Source organism: Kribbella sp. DT2 (assembly GCF_049844575.1).
Taxonomy (GTDB): domain Bacteria; phylum Actinomycetota; class Actinomycetes; order Propionibacteriales; family Kribbellaceae; genus Kribbella.
On sequence record NZ_JBNCLH010000012.1, the window covers coordinates 109,276 to 128,997 of the forward strand.

Genomic DNA, 19,722 nt, shown 5'->3' on the forward strand with positions numbered 1-19,722 from the left:
GTGGGGTGGGGGCGAGGGCGGGGGGCGCGGCCGGGTGGGGGTCCACCCGGGGGTGGCCCGGCTCCCGCACCCCCCCCCGGGGGCGGGCCCCGCCGCCCCCGGGGCGGGTGGAGGGGAGGGAGGCGGCGGGCTGGGTGTTGAGCGGGATCGCGACGACTGTGGTGCCTGCTCTTCCTTTGGCCGTGGTGTGGCCGTCTTCGGTGAGGCGTTGGTAGGCCTCGGTGACCACTCCTCGGGAGACCTGGAGATCGGCGGCGAGAACTCGGCTGGGTGGGAGGCGACTCCCCAGCGGCAAGCGGCCGTCGGCGATCGCGGCGCGTAGTTCGTCGGCCAGCCACGTCGACAGCCCGCCGGGCGCGACACCGACGGTGCTGAGCTGCAAGAAGTCCGAGCCCGCGGTTATGGACCTGCCAATCTCGCCCTGATTGGATCTACTCACCGGACCATTGTGCGCACAGGGTGGACTCATGGCAACCGACTACGTCCACGGCTACACCGACTCCGAGACCCGCCGCCTGAGCGATCAGGCGGACACCCTGGCCGAACTCCTGCACGGCGGCACGCAGTACGCACCTGGCAGCCGCGTCCTCGAGGCCGGCTGCGGTGTCGGCGCGCAGACCGTCCAGCTGCTCACCCGCAGCCCGGGCATCGCGCTGACCGCGGTCGACATCTCCGAGGACTCGCTCGCCCAGGCCAAACGACGCGTCGCCGGCAGTGCGCCGTACGGGCAGGTCGAGTGGCATCACGGGGACCTGCACGGCTTGCCGTACGGCGAGTTCGACCACCTGTTCGTCTGCTTCGTGCTCGAGCACCTGCCGGACCCGGTCGCCGCGCTCCGCACCCTGCGCGGACACCTTCGTCCGGGCGGCACGATCACGGTGATCGAGGGCGACCACGGCTCCGCGCTCCACCACCCGCGCAGCGACGACGCCCAGGCCGTCATCGAGTGCCTCAACCGCAGCCAGTCCGACCTCGGCGGCGACGCGTTGATCGGCCGGCGGGTCCAGCCGCTGCTCGCCGCCGCGGGCTTCACCGACGTCGTCACCGAACCGCGCACCGTGTACGCCGACCAGACCGTGCCGCACCTGGTCGACGGCTTCACCCGCCGGACCTTCATCGCGATGGTCGAGTCGGTCCGCGAGCGGTCGATCGCCACCGGGCTCAGTACGCCGGACGCGTGGGCGCACGGGATCCGCGATCTCGAACGGACCGCCGAACCCGGCGGGACCTTCCACTACACGTTCTTCAAGGGGGTCGGAGTGCGATGATCGGGCTGCTCGTTCTGGTCGCCGCGGTGATCGCTGCGCTGGAGTGGAACCGTCGCCGGGCCGGCGGTTCGTCGTACGGCGGTCGGTCTTCCGGCGGCCCGGATCGCGACCGTGACCGGCTGCTGGACGATCTCCGCGCGGCCGTCGATCGGGCTTGCGCCGACTGGTAAAACTTGAGGATGACGCCGACCGAGCAGCTCGAGATCGAGACCAAGTACGACGTCGACGAGCACGCCGTTCTGCCGGCGCTGCACGAGCTGCCTGGGGTCGACCGGGTCGAGCAACCGGTCGAGCTCGCGCTGGAGGCGGTCTACTTCGACACCGCCGAGCTCGACCTCGCGCGGAACAAGGTGACCCTGCGCCGCCGGATCGGCGGTGAGGACGACGGCTGGCACATCAAGCTGCCGGCCGCGCGCGGGCGGATGGAGATCCAGCACCCGCTCGGGCGCGCGGTCCGCAAGGTGCCGATCCAGGTCGTGCGGGCGGTGCGCGTGCACGTGCGCGACCGCGACCTGATGCCGGTGGTGACGCTCGCGACGCGACGGATCGTGCACCGGCTGGTCGACGCCGAGGGCGAGGTGCTGGCCGAGGTCAGCGACGACCACGTGACCGCGACGGTCGAGGGTGAGGAGCCCGAGACCTGGCGCGAGTGGGAGGTCGAGCTGGTCGGTGGCACCACCGAGCTGCTCGAGGCGGCCGAGCCGATCCTGCGGGACGTCGGCGCGAGGCCGGCGTCGGGTCCGAGCAAGCTGGCTCGCGCGCTGGGCGATCGGGTGCCGCAGCGAGAGACCTGGGAGCTGCCGGCCAAGCCGACGACCGCGGACCTGTTCCGCGCGTACGCCGCCGCGCAGGTCGAGGCGATCCAGCTGCGCGACCCGGAGGTCCGGCGGGACCTGCCCGACTCGATCCACAAGATGCGGGTCGCGACGCGGCGGCTGCGGTCGGCGCTGGCGACGTACCGGCCGGTGGTGGACCGCGAGGTCGCGGACCCCATCCGGGACGAGCTGAAGTGGTTCGCCGGTGAGCTCGGTGGGGCGCGGGACGCGGAGGTGCTGCGGGAGCACTTCCTGGTCGCCGTCTCCGAGCAGCCGCAGGAGCTGGTGATGGGACGCGTCGCCGGGTACATCGACGACCACCTGCGGGCGGTCTACAAGCAGGCGCGGGTGCAGGCCCTGGAGGCGCTGGAGAGCGAGCGGTACTTCCGCCTGCTCGACACGCTCGACGAGCTGGTCGCCGCGCCGCCGCTGCTGGACGCGGACAGCAAGGCGAAGAAACAGGTGCCGGGCCTGCTGAAGCACGACCTGAAGCGGATGAGCAAGTGCGTCAAGCGGGCCGAGAAGGCCGAGACGCTCGCCGAGCAGGACCACGAGCTGCACGAGACGCGGAAGGCGTCGAAGCGACTGCGGTACGCCGCCGAGTCCGCAGTGCCGGTGCTGGGTCAGGCGGCGACGGACCTGGCGGACCGCGCCGAGCAGGTCCAGGAGGTCCTCGGCGACCACCAGGACAGCGTGGTCGCGCGAGACCTGCTGCGTCAGCTCGCCGTACAGCAGCACCTGGATGGTGGGAACCCGTTCACGCTCGGCCGGCTGCATGCCGCCGAGCAGTACCGGGGCGACAGGTCGCGCGAGGCGTTCCTGAAGCTGTGGCCGACGATCGACTTCAGCTGATCCAGGGCGGGGTGCCGCGGTCGGTGTCTTCACCGGGGACGCTGACTTTGGCGTGCCCGTAGCCGCTGACAACGGCGATGAAGTCTCCAGTCGCCTTCACCTGCCGCTCAACACCCGCCGGCAGCACCACAGCCTCTCCTTCCCTCAACTCGAGCTCCTCAGTTCCCACGCTGATCCGCGCCTGCCCGCTGAGCCCGGTCCACACCTGCTCGCTGTCCATCACGTGCACAGGTCCCTGTGCGCTCGCCTTCATCTCCACCCGCCACACGCTCAGCTCCTCGCTGCCCAGCGTCGGTGACGCGTACGTCGTCATCACGGCGTTCGGCGTCTCGGTCACGCGCATCTCGTCCTCCTGTGGATAGTCAACCCGGTTGTCGAAAACAGTACACCAGGTTGTCGATCTGTACAGTTGGTTTCCATGGACCGCCACGGCTACGAGCTCCCTCTCCTGCTCGCCGGGGCCTTCCGCCGCATCATCGACGAGCTCCACCGCCGGCTCGCCGCCGAAGGTCATCCCGACCTGCGCCCGGCGTACGGCTTCGCCCTCCAGGCCGTCGGCCGCGACGGCTGCACGGTCTCCGACCTCGGCCGCCGCCTCGGCGTCAGCAAGCAGGCCGCCACCAAAACCACCACCAAACTCACCGACCTCGGCTACGTCGCCCGCACCCCCGACCCGACCGACGCCCGCGCCATCCGCCTCACCCTCACCCCCCACGGCCGAGCCGCCCTCGCCCGCTCGGCCCAGATCTTCGACGACCTCCACGCCGAGTGGAAACAGTCCCTCGGCGCCACCCGCCTGAAGGCCCTCGAGGACGACCTCACCCAACTCACCCCCAGCAACACCCCCACCCCACTAGCCGACCTCCCCGGCTGGTTCCACTAGTCAGCAGTTAGCTGCCCAAGGCAACAACCAGGCGGACATGCGGCGAGGGCCCCGGCTGGGTGCTGGGGCCCTCGTGGTTGGGGCTGTCAGGCAGGTTCGCGGCGGGTCAGCAGGACCTGCCTGACAGGGTTGGGGGGCGGGGGCGCCGGGCTGTCACCCGTGATGGGACCGGCGTCCCCGCTCGATCAGTGGCTGGTCGCCTTCTCGGCGCCGGCGCCGGTGAGGGAGCGGACCTCCATCTCGGCGAAGCGGTCGACGTCGGTGCCTTCCTTGCTGGTCAGGGTTCCGACGATGCCGAGCAGGAACGCCAGCGGGATCGACACCAGGCCGGGGTTGTCCAGCGGGAACCAGTGGAAGTCGATTCCGGTGTCGGTGATCATCGACAGGCTGGCGCCGGTCTTGGCGTCGACCTTGCCGGAGACGACCGGGCTGAAGATGATCAGGAAGATCGCCGAGCCCAGACCGCCGTAGATGCTCCAGAGTGCGCCGCGGGTGTTGAAGCGCCGCCAGAACAACGAGTAGAGGATCGTCGGCAGGTTTGCCGACGCCGCGACCGCGAAGGCCAGGGCCACCAGGAACGCGATGTTCTGGCCGTTGGCGAAGATGCCGCCGACGATCGCGACCGCGCCGATCACCACCACGGTGATCCGGGCCACCCGGACCTCGCCGTCGCCGCTGACCTGGCCCTTCTTGATCACCTGGCCGTAGATGTCGTGCGCGAACGACGCGCTGGCCGTGATCGTCAACCCCGCGACCACCGCGAGGATCGTCGCGAAGGCGACCGCGGAGATCACGCCCAGCAGGATCTCCCCGCCCAGTTCGTAGGCCAGTAGTGGAGCTGCCGAGTTCGCCTTGCCGGGAGCCGCCCGGATCGCGTCCGGACCGACGAGCGCGGCGGCGCCGTACCCGAGCACCAGCGTGAACAGGTAGAAGATGCCGATGATCCAGATCGCCCAGCTGACGCTGCGGCGGGCTTCGCGGGAGTTCGGGACGGTGTAGAAGCGCATCAGGACGTGCGGCAGGCCCGCCGTACCGAGCACCAGGGCCAGGCCGAGCGAGATGAAGTCGAGCTTGCTGATCCCGGTGACGCCGTACTGAAGGCCCGGGCTGAGCAGCTTCTCCCCGGCGGCCGGGCTCTTGTCGACCGCGGCACCGAGCAGGCCGGACAGGTTGAACGAGTACTTCGCCAGCACCCAGATCGTCATGATCCCGGCGCCGATCACCAGCAGCACGGCCTTGACGATCTGCACCCAGGTGGTGCCCTTCATGCCGCCCACGAGCACGTAGGTGATCATGATGGCGCCGACGACCGCGATGACGATGTTCTGCCCGGCCTTGCCGTCGATGCCGAGCAGCAGCGCGACCAGGCCGCCCGCGCCCGCCATCTGGGCCAGCAGGTAGAAGAAGCAGACGCCGAGCGTCGAGATCGCCGCGGCCATCCGGACCGGACGCTGCTTGAGCCGGAACGACAGGACGTCGGCCATCGTGAACCGGCCGGTGTTCCGCAGCAGCTCGGCGACCAGCAGCAGCGCCACCAGCCAGGCCACCAGGAAGCCGATCGAGTACAGGAAGCCGTCGTACCCGTTCAGCGCGATCGCGCCGGCGATGCCGAGGAACGACGCGGCCGACAGGTAGTCACCGGCGATCGCGATGCCGTTCTGCGGGCCGGTGAACGAGCGCCCGCCGGCGTAGAAGTCGGCCGCGCTCTTGTTGTTGCGCGAGGCCCGGATGACGATCGCCAGGGTGGCCACCACGAACAGCGCGAAGATCGCGATGTTCACCTTGGGGTCACCAACGGTTGCCAGCGGCAACAGCAGGGGTGTGCTCACGACTCGTCTCCCTCGATCTGGTCACGCAGGTGCTTGGCGTCCGGGTCGAACTTGCGGTCGGCCCAGCGGACGTACAGCAGCGTGATCGCGAACGTGGAGACGAACTGGCCGAACCCGAACAGCAGTCCGACGGTGATGTTGCCGCCGCCGACCTTGTGCGCCATGAAGTCGTGGGCGTAGTCGGCGAGCAGGACGTAGAGGAAGTACCAGGCCAGGAACAGGCCGGTCATCGGGAAAACGAAGCGCCGGAACCGGCGACGCAGTTCGGAGAAGTCCGGGGACAGCTGGACGTCTCGGTACGTCGTGAGCTCCGGATCGCCCGCACGACGCGTTTCACTCATCGCGGGACCTCCAGACGTGATCAGGCCGGGCGGAGACCGGCGCGCGGGTTGCTGCTCCGTACTGTGGTCCAGCTCACCGGGCCTAGACAGCACCGACCGGCGTCGAGCGCTCAGCGGCGTACACCTCTCGACCGGCGGGGAACGGCATTGCGACGAGCGGTCGCATCCGTACGACGAACGGCGGTCAGGTGCCGGTGAAGCCGCGGTCGACGTCGACGGCTTCGGGGGTGTGCAGGCGGACCATGCTGCGCGCGGTACCGGCCGGGATGCGGGTGGGTGTCAGCCGGGAGACGACGATGACGGTCGCGAACGCGAGCGGCATCGTCCACGCGGCCGGCTGTGCGATCAGCGCGCCGAGCCAGCCGCCTTGGGGTGGGCCGATCACGTTCACCAGTACGGCGGAGATCGCGGCGACCCCGCCGACGAGCAGTCCGGCCGCTGCGCCGACGGTCGACATGCGGCGCCACCAGATGCCCAGCACGAGCAGCGGGCAGAACGTCGAGGCCGCGACCGCGAACGCGAGCCCGACCGTGTCGGCGAGGCTCAGCGAACCGGTGAAGTTCCAGGCGACGTACGGGATCGCGATCGCCAGGACGGCCGCGATCCGGAAGCTGTTGACGGCGAGGTAGTCGCCACCGGTCAACCGGTGCAGGCGGTTGCGCAGGAGGTCCTGGTCGATCACGCCGGCGATCGCGACGGTCAGCCCGGACGACGTGGACAGGAACGCGGCGAAGGCGCCGGCCGCGACGAGCGCACCGAGCAGATCGCCAACGGTGCCAGGGAAAATCCGCCCCGGCAGCTCGAGGACGACGGTGTCGGCCGCGGTCGCGACCAGGTCGGGAGCGAAGGTCCGGCCGAGCACGGCGTACACGGGTGGGAAGAGGTAGAACGCGCCGAGCAGCGCGAGCACGACCACCGTCGTACGGCGGGCCGCGCGGCCGTCGGGGTTGGTGTAGAAGCGGACCAGTACGTGCGGCAGGCCCATCGTTCCGAAACAAAGGGCCAGGAGCAACGAGTACGTCGCGTAGAGCGGGTGGTCGCGGCCGCCCACGCGGGACAGCGGCTCGGCCCATTCCGAGCCGGCGCCCTGCAAGGAGTCCAGTACGCCGACCGGGTGGTCCATCGAGCGCCAGGCGATCAGGATGACGAAGACCGGCGCGGCCAGCGCGGTGAGCTTCAGCCAGTACTGGAAGGCCTGCACGAACGTGATCGAGCGCATCCCGCCGGCGGCGACGTTGATCACCACGATGATCGCGACCAGCGCGGCGCCGACCGCGGGCGGTGCGCCGGTCACGGTCTGGACGGTGAGCCCGGCGCCGCGGAGCTGCGGGAGCAGGTAGAGCGTGCCGATGCCGGCGACGAGGAACGAGCAGATCCGCCGTACGACGGCCGACTCGAAGCGGGTCTCGGCGAAGTCGGGCAGGGTGTACGCGCCGGACCGGCGCAGCGGCGCGGCGATCAGGACGAGCAGCATCAGATAGCCGACGGTGTAGCCGACCGAGAACCAGAGCATGTCGGCACCGTTCACCACGACCAGGCCGGCGACGCCGAGGAAAGATGCCGCCGACAAGTACTCCCCGCTGATCGCGGACGCGTTCCAGCGCGGCGTGACGGCCCGGCTGGCGACGTAGAAGTCACTGGTCGTGCGCGAGATCCGCAGTCCGAACAGCCCGATCCCGATCGTTGCCGCGATCACCAAAGCGATCGCCGTCAGACTCATGGCCGGCGACATCTACTGCCGCCCGACGAACTCGGTGAACTCGGCCTCGATGCGTTCGGCGTTGCGGACGTAGATCCTGGCGGCGACGTAGACGACCGGGTAGACGACGATGCCGAGCAGGACCCACGGCAGCGGGATCCCGAAGACGCCCAGGGTGCGGGTCGCGGGCACCAGGAAGAACAGCAGAGGAAGACTGCCCAGGCTGAGCGTGGTGGCGCCGATGACGGCGAGGGCGAGCCGCAACTGCGACTGGATGAGCGAATTCATGTAGACCTCACCGACCCGGGTCTGTTCGTCGATCTCCCGCGTACCGGTGTGTCCGGCCGAACGCCGGGCGGCACTTGTTCTCGGACTGGTGACTCGCACCCGCCGAGGCCCGTCCGGCGTACTCATTTCAACCTCTCAACGACGTCGAGCGGACCAAGAGGTCGCGGAGCTCCCGCGTGTGCCGCCGGCTGACCGGCAGCCAGTCCTCACCGACCCGTACGGCGCACCGCCCGCCGTCGACGCGCATCTCGTCGACGTGCGCCAGCGCGACCAGGGTGCTGCGGTGGATCCGGGTGAAGCCCGCGTCGCGCCAGCGTTCCTCGAGCGTGCTCAGCGGGACCCGGACCAGGTGCGAGTTCTGCCCGGTGTGCAGTCGCGCGTAGTCGCCCTGCGCCTCGACGTACCGGACCGTCGACCGCTGGACGAACCGCGTCACACCGGCCAGCTCGACCGGGATCGTCTCGTCGTCGGTCTCCTCCGGCGACTGCACGACCAGCGGCCCACCGGTGCTGACCACGCGCCGGACCGCCTCGCCCAGTCGCTCGGCGCGGACCGGCTTCATCACGTAGTCCGTCGCCTCCAGCTCGAACGCCGCCACCGCGTGCTCGTCGTACGCCGTGACGAAGACGATCTGCGGCGGCTTGACGAACTTCGACAGCACGCGGGCCAGGTCGATCCCGTCCAGCCCGGGCATCTTGATGTCGCAGAACACGACGTCGAAGTCGGTGGCCTGCAGGAGCTTGAGCGCGTCCGGCCCGTTCGAGGCGGTCTCGATCGGGCCGATCCGCTCGTCGCGCTGCAGCAGGTAGACCAGCTCGGCGAGCGCCGGCTCCTCGTCGTCGGCGACCAGCGCGCGCAAAGGAGTGTCCGCCATGCGCACACACTAAGCCGACGCGTGCACCCCTGAGGAGTATTTGGGCACCCGGAAGCTGACCTTTGTCCCGGCCTCGACCGCGGTCTCCACCACCAGGCCGTACGCGTCGCCGTAGACCTGGCGCAGCCGGGCGTCGACGTTGCCGAGGCCGATCGAGTCGCTGCCGGACTGGCCGGACAGGGCGGCCCGGATCACCTCGGGGTCGCTGCCGGAGCCGTCGTCCTCGACGCTGATCTCCGCCTCCGAGCCGCGGTCCATCGCCCGGATGGTGATCTGGCCGATGCCGGTCGTGCCCTCCAGACCGTGCCGTACGGCGTTCTCCACCAGCGGCTGAACGACCAGGAACGGGATCGCCACCGACAGCACCTCCGGCGCGATCAGCAGGGACACCGTCAGCCGCTCCCCGAAGCGGGCCTGCTCCAGGACGAGGTACCGCTCGACGTTCCGCAGCTCGTCCGACAGGGTCGTGAACTCACCACCCCGCCGCAGCGCGTACCGCGAGAAGTCGGCGAACTCCAGCAGCAGCTCCCGCGCCCGCTCAGGATCGGTCCGCACGAACGACGCGATCGCCGCCAGCGCGTTGTAGATGAAGTGCGGGCTGATCTGCGCCCGGAGCGCGCGCAGCTCGGCCTCCATCGCGCGCGTCCGCTCCTTGTTGAGCTCGGCCAGCTCGACCTGCCCCGACACCCAGCGCGCGACCTCCTCGGTCGCCCGCACCAGCGCGGCCGACGACCGCGGGCTGTACGCGACCAGTACGGCGACCACCCGGTCCTCGGTCACGATCGGCGCGACCACCGCCGTACGGATCGGGCACTGCGGGTCCCCGCACGCGACGTCGTGCGCACCCAGTACGGCGGTCCGCCCGCTGCGCAGCGTCATCGCGGCGATGGCCTTCGCGTCGACCCGGTGGTTGCTCTCGTACGGCCCACCGACCCCGTCCCACGCGAGGACGCCGGACGAGTCGCAGATCGCGATCGCCGCCGTCCCGAGCAGGTCCCGCAGGTGCTTGCTCGCCCGCCCGGCCGCGACCGGCGTCAGCCCCTCGCGCAGGTGCGGGGAAGCCAGCGAGGCGGTATGCAGCGTCGCATACGTCGCCTTGTCAGCCGGAGTCCCGAAATGCTTCCGCCGCCGCGCGAACATGCCCTGACGGTAGCCGGTCAAAGACCGTATATTGCGGGTCAGCCTGGGAAAGTCTCGGACAGATGCCAAGACGCTCCAATCTGGTGAAGCGTCGACTGGACGGTTGCATACAGAATGAGTTGCTGCCTGATCCCGATGGGAAGGTCCAGCTGGGAAGCGTTTCTGAGCGATGCTTCCCAGGTCGCCAGCGGTGATCTGAGCCTTGGCCGCCGATAGGTCAGCGCGTCGGCGAGCTGTCGCAGATGTGGGCCGAACTGGTCAGCAAGTTCTAATTGGCCAGGTCTGACGTCGGGGTGAACTTGCTGCAGGAGAACGCTGAGCGAGTCCACCGATTCGAACGGCTGCCACGGGCCATCCGGATTCGGGAACCCGTCCGTGCCGGGCTGTTCATACGTCCATACTTTGTGGCTACCCAATACGGATGGGGCGACGAACCCCGAGTTCGGGAGCACGGTCCTCTGCCAGCGATGTGCCTCGAGTTCGGTGTGCTTCCAAAATGCTGGTGCCGCATAACGCACGATTGCCCCGTCAACGAGGCTCTGTTCCAAGTGTTTCAGGACTGAGTGTTGTGCTGACTCGCGCCTGATCCGGTAGTAGGGTCGACCCCACTGAGTCCACTGCGCGGCGCGGTTGCCTATGAGGTATTCGGGACGTTTGTACTGCAGTACAACGCTCACGGGCCGGATAGGTAATCGATCCGGCGGCGGTTGCTTACCAGCTTCCCAGTGCTCGGGAAGCAGAATCAAGCCTGTGGGTCGAGGCACCTTGAGTACCTGCCACACGCGGTGCTCTACTTCGGCATCTCCTGCTCCATCGAATCCTAGTATCTTCTCCAGCACTTGGCCCGCGCTGAATAGGTCGCCCCAGCCGTGGTGGCCGCCAGCAAGCTCGATGTTGAAAGCTGACTCGTACTGTTTCTCTTCGAATTCCGCCTTGGTCACTTAGTGAGTGTTGCTGATTCGCTCGAAATGCTGAAGCGGCTGGGCTGTGTGTGCCTTGGCCGCTCAGCCCTCCGCGCGGGGGCGGAACGCGGCGAGGACCTCGGTGTCGGAGTAGTTGGAGCGCAGGTACTCGTCGGCGAAGGCGGCGCGGTCGGGGTACGTCGACTCGGCGACGACGCGGTCGGCCATGGCCTCGATGTCGAGCGCCGTGCGCCGCAGTTGCACGTCGGAGCCGGTCAGCAGCGCCCAGCTCGGCAACGGTGCGCCGTACGGCATGCCGACGCTGCCGGCGTTCACCACCAGCCGCCGGTCGACCTGGCGCGCGAACGGCATGTGCGTGTGCCCGCAGACGACCGTGCGGACGTCGTCCGACAGGCCTGTGAACACCTCGGTCCAGCGGCTGATCGGGCTGTCGACGAGCACCATCTCCTCGTCGTCGCGCGGAGTCGCGTGGCAGAACAGCGTGGAGCCGATGGTCACGCTCGTCGGCAGCGTCGCCAGCAGCTCGACCTGGTCGGGCCGGAGCTGTGCAGCGGCCCACGGGCTGACAGGGTCGGGCGGGTCGAGCTGCTCGCCGCGTGCCATCGACACCAGCTCCCGTTCGGCGTTGCCGCGCACCCAGACAGCCCGACCGCCCAAGCCCAGCAGAAGATCCAGCGTCTCCACCGGCTGAGGCCCGGCCGCCAGATCACCGGCCAGCACAACGACGTCGGCGCTCCGCACGTCCGGCTCGGCCAGGACGGCCTCCAGCGCGGGGAGCACTCCGTGGATGTCGGCCAGCACCGCGATACGTTCCATGCCGACCAGTCTGGCCGGTTGGCAGGTCGTACGGCGGCGACTCTGCTAGGAGCAGACGAGGGCGAGTCTCCTGATTCCCGCCTACTGCGCGGCACTCGGCACGGCGGGAATCAGGAGACACGCCCTAGTTGCCGAAACCGATCCGGATCGGACCGAGCGCGACGGCGGACTCGCAGGCTCCGGTCGTGACCGTGCAGCGCAGGACACCGCGCGGCATCGACTCCCGGTCGTCGATCAGCAGCAGCACGTGCTGGTCGTCCTCGGCCAAGGTGCTGACGAAGTACGCGCCGGACCACTGGCGCAGCAGCGTCCCGTCGCTGCTGTCGAGCGCGGCCGCCGACGCACTGGCCCAGCCGTCGTCGTACGGCGGGGTCGCGATCGCGGTCCGGCCGTCGGGGGTGAAGTTCTGGATCTCGAACTCGCAGGTGCGCCACAGGCTCCGGCCGGTGGCCAGCTCGTTCACCGTCGAGCAGGCCGTGTACTCGCCGGGGGCGGTCCGCAGGGCGACCAGCTTGCCGTCGCGGCTGATCGCCGTCGGCGAGCCGGGCGTCGGGACCACCTTCGAGGCGGCCTCGCCGGGCTTCCAGGCGTACAGCTTCCAGCTGACCGCTTCGTCGGTGGGGCTCGCCCGGTAGTACACGGTGCCGTTGAGATAGGCGAGCACCCGCACACTCCACAGGCCCCGGACCACGAGCTTGTCCACCCTGCCGCTGGAGGCCTGCGAGTAGACCGTCGAACCGGCGACGTTCAACTCGTTCTTGCCGCGTGGCTGGGTGGAGTAGGCCACCGCCGACTGGTCGTCCGTGCCGCGCACGCTGATCACGTCCGCGACGCGTTCCCGGTCGCCGGTGATCTTCAGCTTCAGCAGCTCGCTGGTGTTCTGGTTGGTGGACAGTACGGCGAACGCCTCTTCGCCCATCCGGGTGAACTCCAGCACCGACGCACTGCCCGGTACGAGAACCGGTCCGCCCGCGCCGCCACGGATCTCCCGGCCGACGCTGTACGGCACCTGGGGCTCGCGGCCGGTCTTCAGCGTCGCCAGCGGCACCTTGACCTTGACCGGACCGGTGTACACCGGCTTGCTGGACGGCGTGCCCGCCGTACCGGTCTTGACGGCCAGCGGGGAAGCCGTGCCGGGGTCGTCGCCCGAGTCCGGCCCCTGGCTGGTCGCCACCACTCCACCGATCGCCACGGCAGCCACAGCAACGGCCGTGACCAGCACGACCAGTCGCGTGTTGCCGCCGCCGGCCATCAGCTACCGAGCCCGAACTGGTCGCCGGGGGTGATCGGGGTGGCGCGCTCGCAGTCGCCGGTCGGGATCTCGCAGCGGATGATCGCGCCCTTGGTGTCCGGGCCGTCGTCGACCTCCATCAGCAGGTGCTGGTCGTCCTCGGCACGCACCTGGCGGAAGGAGACACCGGTCCACTGCCGCAGCGGGGCGAAGGTCTTGCCGTCGATCAACCAGGAGTCCAGCGCCGCGTACCCGTCCTCGTAGGAAGGTCCGGCGATGAACGCGGACTTGTCCGGCGTGAAGCCCTTGATCATGTACTCGCACGTGCGCCAGAGCCTCTTGCCGGTGGCGAGCTCGGTCACGTACGAGCAGCTGCCGGAGTCACTGATGTCCGCCGCCGCGACCAACGTCCCGTCGTCGGACACCGCGGTGGGCGAGTTGATGCCCTTCACCGTCGTGGCCGAGGATTCGCCGGGCACCCACGAGTAGAGCTTCGGCACGCCGTCCTCCTTCGGCGTCGACGCGTAGTAGACCTTGCCGGCGGCGACGGCGATCACCTGGACGTTCCAGGAGCTGGGCAGGGAGAGCTTGTACTTCTCCGCGCCGCCGTCCTCGGCGTACAGCGTGCTGCCGGCGAGCTGCTCGCCGGTCGGCTTCTGCTTCTGGCTCGCGAACGCCGCGAAGCTCGCGTCGACCGCGCCGACCAGGGTCGTCACGTCACGGACCTCGCTGCTGTCGCCACTGTTGCTCGTCCGGACCAGGACGAGGTCGGGCTCGCGGCTCTCCAGCACGTATGTCGAGCTGCCGGCCTGGGCGGCCGCGATGATCCGGTCCTTGCCCGGCGCCGTGAAGGCCTGGTCCGGGCCGCCACTGATCTTGCGGCCGAGAGAATGGACCAGTTGCGGGGTGCGACCCTGTGTCAGTTTGGCCAGGTTCACCGGGACGGTCCTGGGCCCGGTCATCCCCGGCTTGCTCGCACTCGGTGGCGGTGGCGTCACGGACGGCGTCGCCGGCGGCTTCGAGGACGGGGTGAGGCTCGGGACCGTGCTGGGCTGTCCGCCCAGTGGACTCGCGTCGGCGGTGCTGGTCTGCGGGCCCTGCCGGTAGGCGAACACGCCTCCACCCGCGACCGCGGCGACCGCGACCGCCGCGACCACGACGGTCAGCCGGGCGTTCAGCTGCCTCATGTGCAGGCTCCTTACACAACAGTCGTGGTCCACCAGCAGTGTGCTGCACCACACGCTGGGCGGCGAAGCGAGGGTGGGACCGGGGTGGTCGATCCTCGGTGTGACGTCACAACTGGGTGTTTTGTTCGCTCCGGCGACGCGGTCGCAGGAGGGATCGAGCATAATGCGGGCATGGACCAGCCGCCCCGGATCGGCCGGTACTCCCTGGTCCGCCGGGTGGGTGCCGGTGGTTTCGCGACGGTCTGGCTGGCCCGTGACGAGCAGTTGGACGCCGAGGTCGCGGTCAAGATCCTGTCCGACAACTGGATCGACGAGGACGACGTCCGGCGCCGGTTCCTGGCCGAGGGACGCTTCCTGCGCCGGGTCGACTCGCCGCACGTGGTCGGCGTGCACGACGTCGGTGAGACCGACGACGGCCGGCCGTACCTCGTCCTGACCTACGCCGACGGCGGTTCGCTGGCCGACCGGATCAAGGCCGGACCGATGACGGTGGCCGACGTGGTCGACGTGATCACCCAGGTCGGCAGCGGCCTCAAGCAGTTGCACGCCCGCGGCGTCCTGCACCGCGACGTGAAGCCCGCGAACGTGCTGTTCCGCAGCGACCCGTCCGGCGACCGCGCGATGCTCGGCGACCTCGGGCTGGGCAAGTCGCTGGAAACCGTGTCCCAGTTGACGATGCCGGGCGGTACGCCGGCGTACGTGGCGCCCGAGCAGGTGATGGGCGACCGGCTCGACCACCGCGCCGACCTGTACTCGCTGGGCGCGGTCGCGTACGCCGCCTTCACCGGCCAGGCGCCGCACGGCGTGGCCAGCCTCGGCGCGGTGATGCGGATCGACGCGCCGCCGCCGTCGATGAGCACGCTGCGCGAAGACGTCCCGGACGCGATCGACGTCGTCGTACGGCGAGCGCTCGAGCCGGACCGCGAGAAGCGCTGGCCCGACCTGGACAGCTTCCTCAACGCGCTGAACGAGGCGCACCGGACCGGCAAGATCCCGGCCGGGCTGGTCCCGGCCGACGAGCTGCCGGTGCCCGCCGGGCCTGGTGGAGTCGACCAGGAGACCCAGCTGGCGCCCACTCCGCCCGACGCCGGCACCGAGGGGGGCGCTGACGGCGAAGCGACTGTCGTGGGCACGCCCGCACCGCGCCGCAACCGGCGGGCCGGCTGGATCGCCGCCGTACTGGCTGTGCTGCTGGCAGGTGGCGGTGGCTACGCCGGGTACGAGCTGGTGATGAGCCGGCCGGTCGACGTGGCCGAGAGCCCGGTATCGGTCGAGGTGCCGCGCAGCTGGGACGAGAAGTCCGCGCAGAAGAGCCCGTTCGCCCTGCTGGTCAGTGAGAACACCGGCGACTGGCAGCGCGTCCCGAGCACCCCTGGCGTGTTCATCGGCATGGTGGACCTGCGAGACCTGCCGAAGACCGGTACGCCGCCCAGCGGCTGCACGCAGTCCGACAGCAACACGTCGACGGCGCCCGAGCCGCGCGCGACCTTCCGCTACGACTGCGGCTCGAGCGCCGACGTGGTCGAGCAGTACCGGCAGTTCTCCAAGACGCAGATGCTGCGGATCCAGGTCCGTGGCAAGGACCCGCAGCAGCTGACGGACGTGCTCGACTCGGTGAAGTACAACGGGTCCTAGCCGACAGTCCTCACTTGACCGACCGGCCCGCTGACCAGCATTCGTCCTGGCCGTGGCAGCTCTGCAGTTTCTGCAGCGCCGAGTGAAGCTCGGTACGGCGCTGGCTACTCAGTGTGTTCGCGACGTTGTTCAGCTGCAACGGATCCTTGGTGCGGTCGTAGTACTCGATCGTGCCATCGGAGTACTCGACATAGGTCGCGGTCGTCGTGCGGAGCGCGGCGTACGTCGGTGGGTTGCCACCACCCTTGCCCGGCCGATCCGGATCCTTGGGGCTCTTGTTCGGTCCGTGGTGCTCGACCAGGCTCGCAGTGCGCCAGTCGGTCGGCGGAGGACCGCTGAGCAGTGGTGCGAGCGAGTGTCCGTCGATCTCGTCGGCCGGGGTCAGGCCGGCCATCGACTGGAAGGTCGGAGCGAAATCGATGTTCTGTGCCGGTTGGGCCACCGTGCGGCCTGCCTCCACGCCCGGTCCGGCCATCACCAGCGGAACCCTGACGTCGGTCTCGAACGCGGTCTGCTTCCCGGCGGTCAGCCGGTGCTCACCCAGGTGGAACCCGTTGTCCGAGGTGAAGACGACGACGGTGTTGTCCGCGACCCCGGCCTTGGTGAGCGTCTCTCGCAGTGACCCGATCATCCGGTCCACCGCCTGCACACTCTGCACCCGCTTGCGGAACGTGGTGTCCAGTGCGGTCTGCTGCTTCGCGGTCAGCTCCGGATGCTTGGCCAGCCAGGCCGGGGCGTTCGCCGGAAGCTTGCCGTACGACGCGGCGCGCGGCGCCTTCAGGCCCGCAAAGGCGTCCTGGTCCTGCGGCGCCGGGGTCGCGGGCCCGTGCGGCGCGAAGGTGGCGAGCTCGATCAGGAAGGGCTTCTTCTCCCCGGCCGCCGAGGAGATGATGTCCCGGGCCTTACCGGCGATCACGTCGGTCAGGTAGTCGCCCGGCTCCTTGCCGTGCTTCTCGAGCTGGTGGTTCGCGTTCAGGGTGTAGTTGTACTCGCCGTAGCCGTTGCCCGCGACGTGCCAGTCGTTCCACCCCGGTGGGACGTAGTTCTCCTGCCCGTCGATCGTTGCGTCGGGCTCGTAGCCGTTCAGGTACTTGCCGAGCATGGCGGTGTGGTAGCCGGCCTTCTGCAGCGCGGTCGCGAAGGTGGCGTCCTCGTTCTTTCGGCCGTGGAAGGTGGCGAACCCGCCGTCCGGTCCCATGTTGGTGAACACCCCGGTGCTGTGGGGGAACTTACCGGTGAAGATCGACGACCGCGAAGGACAGCACAGCGAGTCGGTCACCGTGTAGTTGGTGAACGAGGCACCGTCCCGGGCCAGCGCCTGCACCTGCGGCATGTGCTCGACCAGGTTGGTCGAGAGGTCGTCGGTCAGCACGAAGACGAAGTTGGGCCGGTCCTGTCCCTGCTGATCGCCCGTCGACGGTGGACGTGAGCTGCACGCCACCGTCGACGGGATCAGCAGGGCCAGGACCAGGGCGATCGGTCGTCGGAAGGACATGGTCCAACGCTAGGCACTCCGCGACCGGTCGGACCTGAAGAGTGACTGAAGAACTCAGCCGACCAGTGAGGTCAGCGACGAGACCGTCGCCTTGTGCATCCGCGGGATCACGTTGAGGGTGGCCGGGTCACCGCCGTACAGGTGGCTGGCGGACTCGTAGACCAGGTAGGCCGTGCCGTTGTACTCGGTGATGCCCTCGGTCATGCTCGGCGCCCGGAAGCAGCTCAGCGCCGCCGCGTCCAGGTCCTTCTGGCCGCGCTTCACGACGTACAGGTTGCTGCGGTTCCCGCGCCCGTACGACGTGCTGTAGACGAAGTGGTTCGCGGTGATCATCAGTCCCTGGGTCTTGGTCGGGACCTCCCAGGCGCCGGTGACGGTGGTCAGCGTGCCGTCGTCGGCGATCTTGTACTCGTACATCGTGCCGCGGCCGGTCTCGTTGAACGACCCGGAGAACAGCGAGTCCCCGTAGCTGCTGAGGAACGAGGAGCCGGCCACCTGCCGGGCGGTGCCGACCTGCGTCAGGTACGGCGTCCCGGCGGCCTTCAGGGCGTCCCGCAGCTCGGTCAGCCGGTACTTGCGGATCGAGCTGCCGGCGCCGGCGACGAAGGCCCAGCCCTTGCTGGTGGTGATGCCGCCGACGTGCGACTCGGCGATCGCGACGACGCCGACGTTGGCGCCGGTGGCGGCGTCGATGCCGTAGATCTGCGAGTCCGCGCCACCGCGGTACGACGCGACGAGCAGCAGGTTCTTGCCGCTGCCGTCCCAGTTGTACCAAGTGCCGGCGCCTTGCGGGGTGTGCGTGCTGAGGTTGGGGATGCTGTGACTGTTGCTGAACCGGGCGTCGTACTTCTTGGAGGCCGACGGTCCGTCGTAGAAGGTGCTGCCGCCGGTGGTCGCGGTGTCGCAGGTGATCGCGGCGGTCGCGAGCGTCGGTGCGGAGACGGCGGTCAGAGCGGCCGCGGTGGTGAGCAGGCTGGTCAGGATGGCTAAGGGTCGGGCCATGGTCGTTCCTCTCAGGTTTGGGCGATAACCTTCGGGAGCTACAGCATTGATGGTAAGTAATTCACCCGCAGTACGGTAGGGCGCATGACCGATCTAGCCGCGGCGATCGACCGCGTTCTGCCCTCCGTCCGTGCCGACCTCGAGGACCTCATCCGGATTCCCTCGGTCAGTGCGGACCCGGCCCGTGCGGCCGACGTCCAGCGCTCCGCCGAGGCGACCGCCGCGCTCTTCGAGGCCGAGGGGTTCGCGGTGAAGATCGTGCGCGCCGGTGACGGCGCGCCCGCGGTGATCGCGAAGAAGCCGGCACCGGCCGGCAAACCGACCGTGCTGCTGTACGCGCACCACGACGTCCAGCCGACCGGCAACGTCGAGGAGTGGACCTCGGAGCCGTTCGTGCCGACCGAGCGCGGGGACCGGCTGTACGCCCGGGGTGCCGCCGACGACAAGGCCGGCATCGCGGCGCACCTGGCCGCCGTACGGGCCTTTGGCAACGATCTTCCGGTCGGCGTGACGGTCTTCGTCGAGGGCGAGGAGGAGATCGGCTCGCCGAGCCTGCTGCAGCTGCTCGACGAGTACGCCGACGAGCTCACCTCGGACGCGATCGTGATCGCCGACTCGGCGAACTGGGCGATCGGCCAACCGGCCCTGACCGTCTCGCTGCGTGGGTTCGTCGACTGCTACGTCGAGGTGCGGACGCTGAACCACGCGGTCCACTCGGGTCTGTTCGGTGGCGCCGTACCGGACGCGTTGACGACGTTGTGCCGGTTGCTTGCCACCCTGCACACCGACCAGGGCGATGTCGCGGTCGACGGACTGCACGCGACACGCGCGGCCGACCTGGACTATCCCGAAGGGCGGTTCCGGTCCGAGTCGAGCGTGCTGGACTCGGTCCGCCTGATCGGGTCCGGCTCACTGGTCGACCGGTTGTGGACGCGCCCGGCGGTCGCCGTACTGGCCATCGACGCACCGCGGGTGGCCGACGCGTCCAACACGCTCGTGCCGGTGGCCAAGGCGAAGGTGAGCGTGCGGCTCGCGCCGGGGGACGACGCCGTCAAGGCGATGCAGGCCCTGCGCGGACACCTGGAGCAGAACGTGTCCTGGGGTGCTCAGGTCACCGTGACAGAAGGTGACCTGGGGCAACCGTGCAAGATCGATGCCAGCGGCCCCGCCTACGACGCGGCCCGTTCGGCCTTCGCCACGGCCTGGGGCACCGAGCCCGTCGACGTCGGCATCGGCGGCTCGATCCCGTTCATCGCCGAGTTCCAGCAGGCCTTCCCGAACGCCGCCGTTCTGGTCACCGGTGTGGAGGATCCGGACACCCGGGCCCACGGCATCGACGAGGGCCTGCACCTGGAGGAGTTCGCCAAGGTGTGTCTCGCTGAGGCAACTCTTCTGCGGAACTTGGCCTCATAGCGCGGAGCGGGCTTTCCGGCGACCCAGAGTT

General features: G+C 69.5%; 20 protein-coding genes. 6 read left to right on the forward strand and 14 right to left on the reverse strand.

Annotated features, from left to right (window positions below; translation table 11 throughout):
* The coding region (locus ACLQ2O_RS37690) for a GntR family transcriptional regulator (RefSeq protein WP_425842092.1) at positions 1-439 on the reverse strand (439 nt) is incomplete at its 3' end.
* Between the two features lie 28 nt (positions 440-467).
* Between ACLQ2O_RS37690 and ACLQ2O_RS37695 the strand changes: the two genes are divergently transcribed.
* From ACLQ2O_RS37695 to ACLQ2O_RS37705, 3 genes are read left to right on the forward strand one after another with little or no spacing between them, the layout of a single operon-like run.
* Positions 468-1,268, forward strand: a complete 801-nt coding sequence (locus ACLQ2O_RS37695; RefSeq protein WP_425842095.1) for a methyltransferase — start codon at positions 468-470, stop codon at positions 1,266-1,268.
* Complete coding sequence (locus ACLQ2O_RS37700; RefSeq protein WP_425842097.1) at positions 1,265-1,438, forward strand: hypothetical protein; 174 nt, start codon at positions 1,265-1,267, stop codon at positions 1,436-1,438. Before ACLQ2O_RS37695 ends, ACLQ2O_RS37700 begins: the two co-directional genes overlap by 4 nt.
* A gap of 9 nt (positions 1,439-1,447) precedes the next feature.
* A complete protein-coding gene (locus tag ACLQ2O_RS37705; RefSeq protein ID WP_425842100.1) occupies positions 1,448-2,935 on the forward strand; it encodes a CHAD domain-containing protein in 1,488 nt (495 codons plus the stop codon).
* Here the strand turns inward: ACLQ2O_RS37705 and ACLQ2O_RS37710 are convergent.
* Positions 2,928-3,278, reverse strand: coding sequence for a cupin domain-containing protein (locus tag ACLQ2O_RS37710; protein ID WP_425842103.1), 351 nt, complete (start codon positions 3,276-3,278; stop codon positions 2,928-2,930). The genes ACLQ2O_RS37705 and ACLQ2O_RS37710 overlap by 8 nt on opposite strands.
* 75 nt (positions 3,279-3,353) lie before the next feature.
* Here ACLQ2O_RS37710 and ACLQ2O_RS37715 point away from each other — a divergent pair, with 75 nt between their 5' ends.
* Complete coding sequence (locus tag ACLQ2O_RS37715; RefSeq protein WP_425842106.1) at positions 3,354-3,818, forward strand: MarR family winged helix-turn-helix transcriptional regulator; 465 nt, start codon at positions 3,354-3,356, stop codon at positions 3,816-3,818.
* A 185-nt stretch (positions 3,819-4,003) separates the two neighbouring features.
* On the opposite strand, the gene ACLQ2O_RS37720 is transcribed toward ACLQ2O_RS37715, so the two are convergent.
* The 10 genes from ACLQ2O_RS37720 to ACLQ2O_RS37765 all read right to left on the reverse strand — a co-directional run bounded on the left by ACLQ2O_RS37720 (position 4,004) and on the right by ACLQ2O_RS37765 (position 14,146).
* On the reverse strand, positions 4,004-5,647 hold the full coding sequence (locus ACLQ2O_RS37720; protein WP_425842109.1) for a solute symporter family protein: 1,644 nt from the start codon (positions 5,645-5,647) through the stop codon (positions 4,004-4,006).
* The gene (locus ACLQ2O_RS37725; protein WP_425842112.1) at positions 5,644-5,988 is read right to left on the reverse strand and encodes a DUF485 domain-containing protein; all 345 of its coding nucleotides are present in this window, start codon (positions 5,986-5,988) and stop codon (positions 5,644-5,646) included. The genes ACLQ2O_RS37720 and ACLQ2O_RS37725 overlap by 4 nt, the downstream gene beginning before the upstream one ends.
* 184 nt (positions 5,989-6,172) lie before the next feature.
* Positions 6,173-7,708, reverse strand: a complete 1,536-nt coding sequence (locus ACLQ2O_RS37730) for a cation acetate symporter (protein ID WP_425842114.1) — start codon at positions 7,706-7,708, stop codon at positions 6,173-6,175.
* A gap of 12 nt (positions 7,709-7,720) precedes the next feature.
* Positions 7,721-7,975 carry a hypothetical protein gene (locus ACLQ2O_RS37735; protein ID WP_425842116.1) on the reverse strand — a complete coding sequence of 85 codons (255 nt, stop codon included), beginning with the start codon at positions 7,973-7,975 and terminating at the stop codon, positions 7,721-7,723.
* Between the two features lie 127 nt (positions 7,976-8,102).
* A complete protein-coding gene (locus ACLQ2O_RS37740) occupies positions 8,103-8,849 on the reverse strand; it encodes a LytR/AlgR family response regulator transcription factor (RefSeq protein ID WP_425842119.1) in 747 nt (248 codons plus the stop codon).
* 9 nt (positions 8,850-8,858) lie between these two features.
* On the reverse strand, positions 8,859-9,989 hold the full coding sequence (locus ACLQ2O_RS37745; protein WP_425842122.1) for a histidine kinase: 1,131 nt from the start codon (positions 9,987-9,989) through the stop codon (positions 8,859-8,861).
* Positions 9,990-10,027: 38 nt separating this feature from the next.
* On the reverse strand, positions 10,028-10,930 hold the full coding sequence (locus ACLQ2O_RS37750; protein ID WP_425842125.1) for a hypothetical protein: 903 nt from the start codon (positions 10,928-10,930) through the stop codon (positions 10,028-10,030).
* Between the two features lie 63 nt (positions 10,931-10,993).
* Positions 10,994-11,728 (reverse strand): metallophosphoesterase family protein, encoded by a 735-nt coding sequence (locus ACLQ2O_RS37755; protein WP_425842128.1) that lies wholly within the window; start codon positions 11,726-11,728, stop codon positions 10,994-10,996.
* Between the two features lie 124 nt (positions 11,729-11,852).
* A complete protein-coding gene (locus tag ACLQ2O_RS37760) occupies positions 11,853-12,980 on the reverse strand; it encodes a hypothetical protein (protein WP_425842131.1) in 1,128 nt (375 codons plus the stop codon).
* Positions 12,980-14,146, reverse strand: a complete 1,167-nt coding sequence (locus tag ACLQ2O_RS37765; RefSeq protein ID WP_425842134.1) for a hypothetical protein — start codon at positions 14,144-14,146, stop codon at positions 12,980-12,982. The genes ACLQ2O_RS37760 and ACLQ2O_RS37765 overlap by 1 nt, the downstream gene beginning before the upstream one ends.
* A gap of 171 nt (positions 14,147-14,317) precedes the next feature.
* On the opposite strand from ACLQ2O_RS37765, the gene ACLQ2O_RS37770 reads away from it, so the two are divergent.
* Positions 14,318-15,781 (forward strand): serine/threonine-protein kinase, encoded by a 1,464-nt coding sequence (locus ACLQ2O_RS37770; protein ID WP_425842137.1) that lies wholly within the window; start codon positions 14,318-14,320, stop codon positions 15,779-15,781.
* Positions 15,782-15,791: 10 nt separating this feature from the next.
* Here the strand turns inward: ACLQ2O_RS37770 and ACLQ2O_RS37775 are convergent, their stop codons facing one another.
* Together ACLQ2O_RS37775 and ACLQ2O_RS37780 are read right to left on the reverse strand one after the other, a co-directional pair.
* A complete protein-coding gene (locus tag ACLQ2O_RS37775) occupies positions 15,792-17,276 on the reverse strand; it encodes a sulfatase family protein (protein WP_425842140.1) in 1,485 nt (494 codons plus the stop codon).
* A gap of 54 nt (positions 17,277-17,330) precedes the next feature.
* Complete coding sequence (locus ACLQ2O_RS37780; RefSeq protein ID WP_425842142.1) at positions 17,331-18,278, reverse strand: hypothetical protein; 948 nt, start codon at positions 18,276-18,278, stop codon at positions 17,331-17,333.
* Positions 18,279-18,362: 84 nt separating this feature from the next.
* Between ACLQ2O_RS37780 and ACLQ2O_RS37785 the strand changes: the two genes are divergently transcribed.
* Positions 18,363-19,691: a dipeptidase gene (locus ACLQ2O_RS37785; RefSeq protein WP_425842145.1), complete on the forward strand. Its 1,329-nt coding sequence runs from the start codon at positions 18,363-18,365 to the stop codon at positions 19,689-19,691.
* Positions 19,692-19,722: the final 31 nt, after the last annotated feature.

Bases quoted from the DNA above. Each gene is read 5' to 3' on its own strand.
- ACLQ2O_RS37695 (WP_425842095.1), top strand. From the start codon at position 468: ATGGCAACCGACTACGTCCACGGCTACACCGACTCCGAGACCCGCCGC.
- ACLQ2O_RS37700 (WP_425842097.1), top strand. From the start codon at position 1,265: ATGATCGGGCTGCTCGTTCTGGTCGCCGCGGTGATCGCTGCGCTGGAG.
- ACLQ2O_RS37705 (WP_425842100.1), top strand. From the start codon at position 1,448: ATGACGCCGACCGAGCAGCTCGAGATCGAGACCAAGTACGACGTCGAC.
- ACLQ2O_RS37710 (WP_425842103.1), bottom strand. From the start codon at position 3,278: ATGCGCGTGACCGAGACGCCGAACGCCGTGATGACGACGTACGCGTCA.
- ACLQ2O_RS37715 (WP_425842106.1), top strand. From the start codon at position 3,354: ATGGACCGCCACGGCTACGAGCTCCCTCTCCTGCTCGCCGGGGCCTTC.
- ACLQ2O_RS37725 (WP_425842112.1), bottom strand. From the start codon at position 5,988: ATGAGTGAAACGCGTCGTGCGGGCGATCCGGAGCTCACGACGTACCGA.
- ACLQ2O_RS37730 (WP_425842114.1), bottom strand. From the start codon at position 7,708: ATGAGTCTGACGGCGATCGCTTTGGTGATCGCGGCAACGATCGGGATC.
- ACLQ2O_RS37735 (WP_425842116.1), bottom strand. From the start codon at position 7,975: ATGAATTCGCTCATCCAGTCGCAGTTGCGGCTCGCCCTCGCCGTCATC.
- ACLQ2O_RS37740 (WP_425842119.1), bottom strand. From the start codon at position 8,849: ATGGCGGACACTCCTTTGCGCGCGCTGGTCGCCGACGACGAGGAGCCG.
- ACLQ2O_RS37745 (WP_425842122.1), bottom strand. From the start codon at position 9,989: ATGTTCGCGCGGCGGCGGAAGCATTTCGGGACTCCGGCTGACAAGGCG.
- ACLQ2O_RS37755 (WP_425842128.1), bottom strand. From the start codon at position 11,728: ATGGAACGTATCGCGGTGCTGGCCGACATCCACGGAGTGCTCCCCGCG.
- ACLQ2O_RS37760 (WP_425842131.1), bottom strand. From the start codon at position 12,980: ATGGCCGGCGGCGGCAACACGCGACTGGTCGTGCTGGTCACGGCCGTT.
- ACLQ2O_RS37765 (WP_425842134.1), bottom strand. From the start codon at position 14,146: ATGAGGCAGCTGAACGCCCGGCTGACCGTCGTGGTCGCGGCGGTCGCG.
- ACLQ2O_RS37770 (WP_425842137.1), top strand. From the start codon at position 14,318: ATGGACCAGCCGCCCCGGATCGGCCGGTACTCCCTGGTCCGCCGGGTG.
- ACLQ2O_RS37775 (WP_425842140.1), bottom strand. From the start codon at position 17,276: ATGTCCTTCCGACGACCGATCGCCCTGGTCCTGGCCCTGCTGATCCCG.
- ACLQ2O_RS37780 (WP_425842142.1), bottom strand. From the start codon at position 18,278: ATGGCCCGACCCTTAGCCATCCTGACCAGCCTGCTCACCACCGCGGCC.
- ACLQ2O_RS37785 (WP_425842145.1), top strand. From the start codon at position 18,363: ATGACCGATCTAGCCGCGGCGATCGACCGCGTTCTGCCCTCCGTCCGT.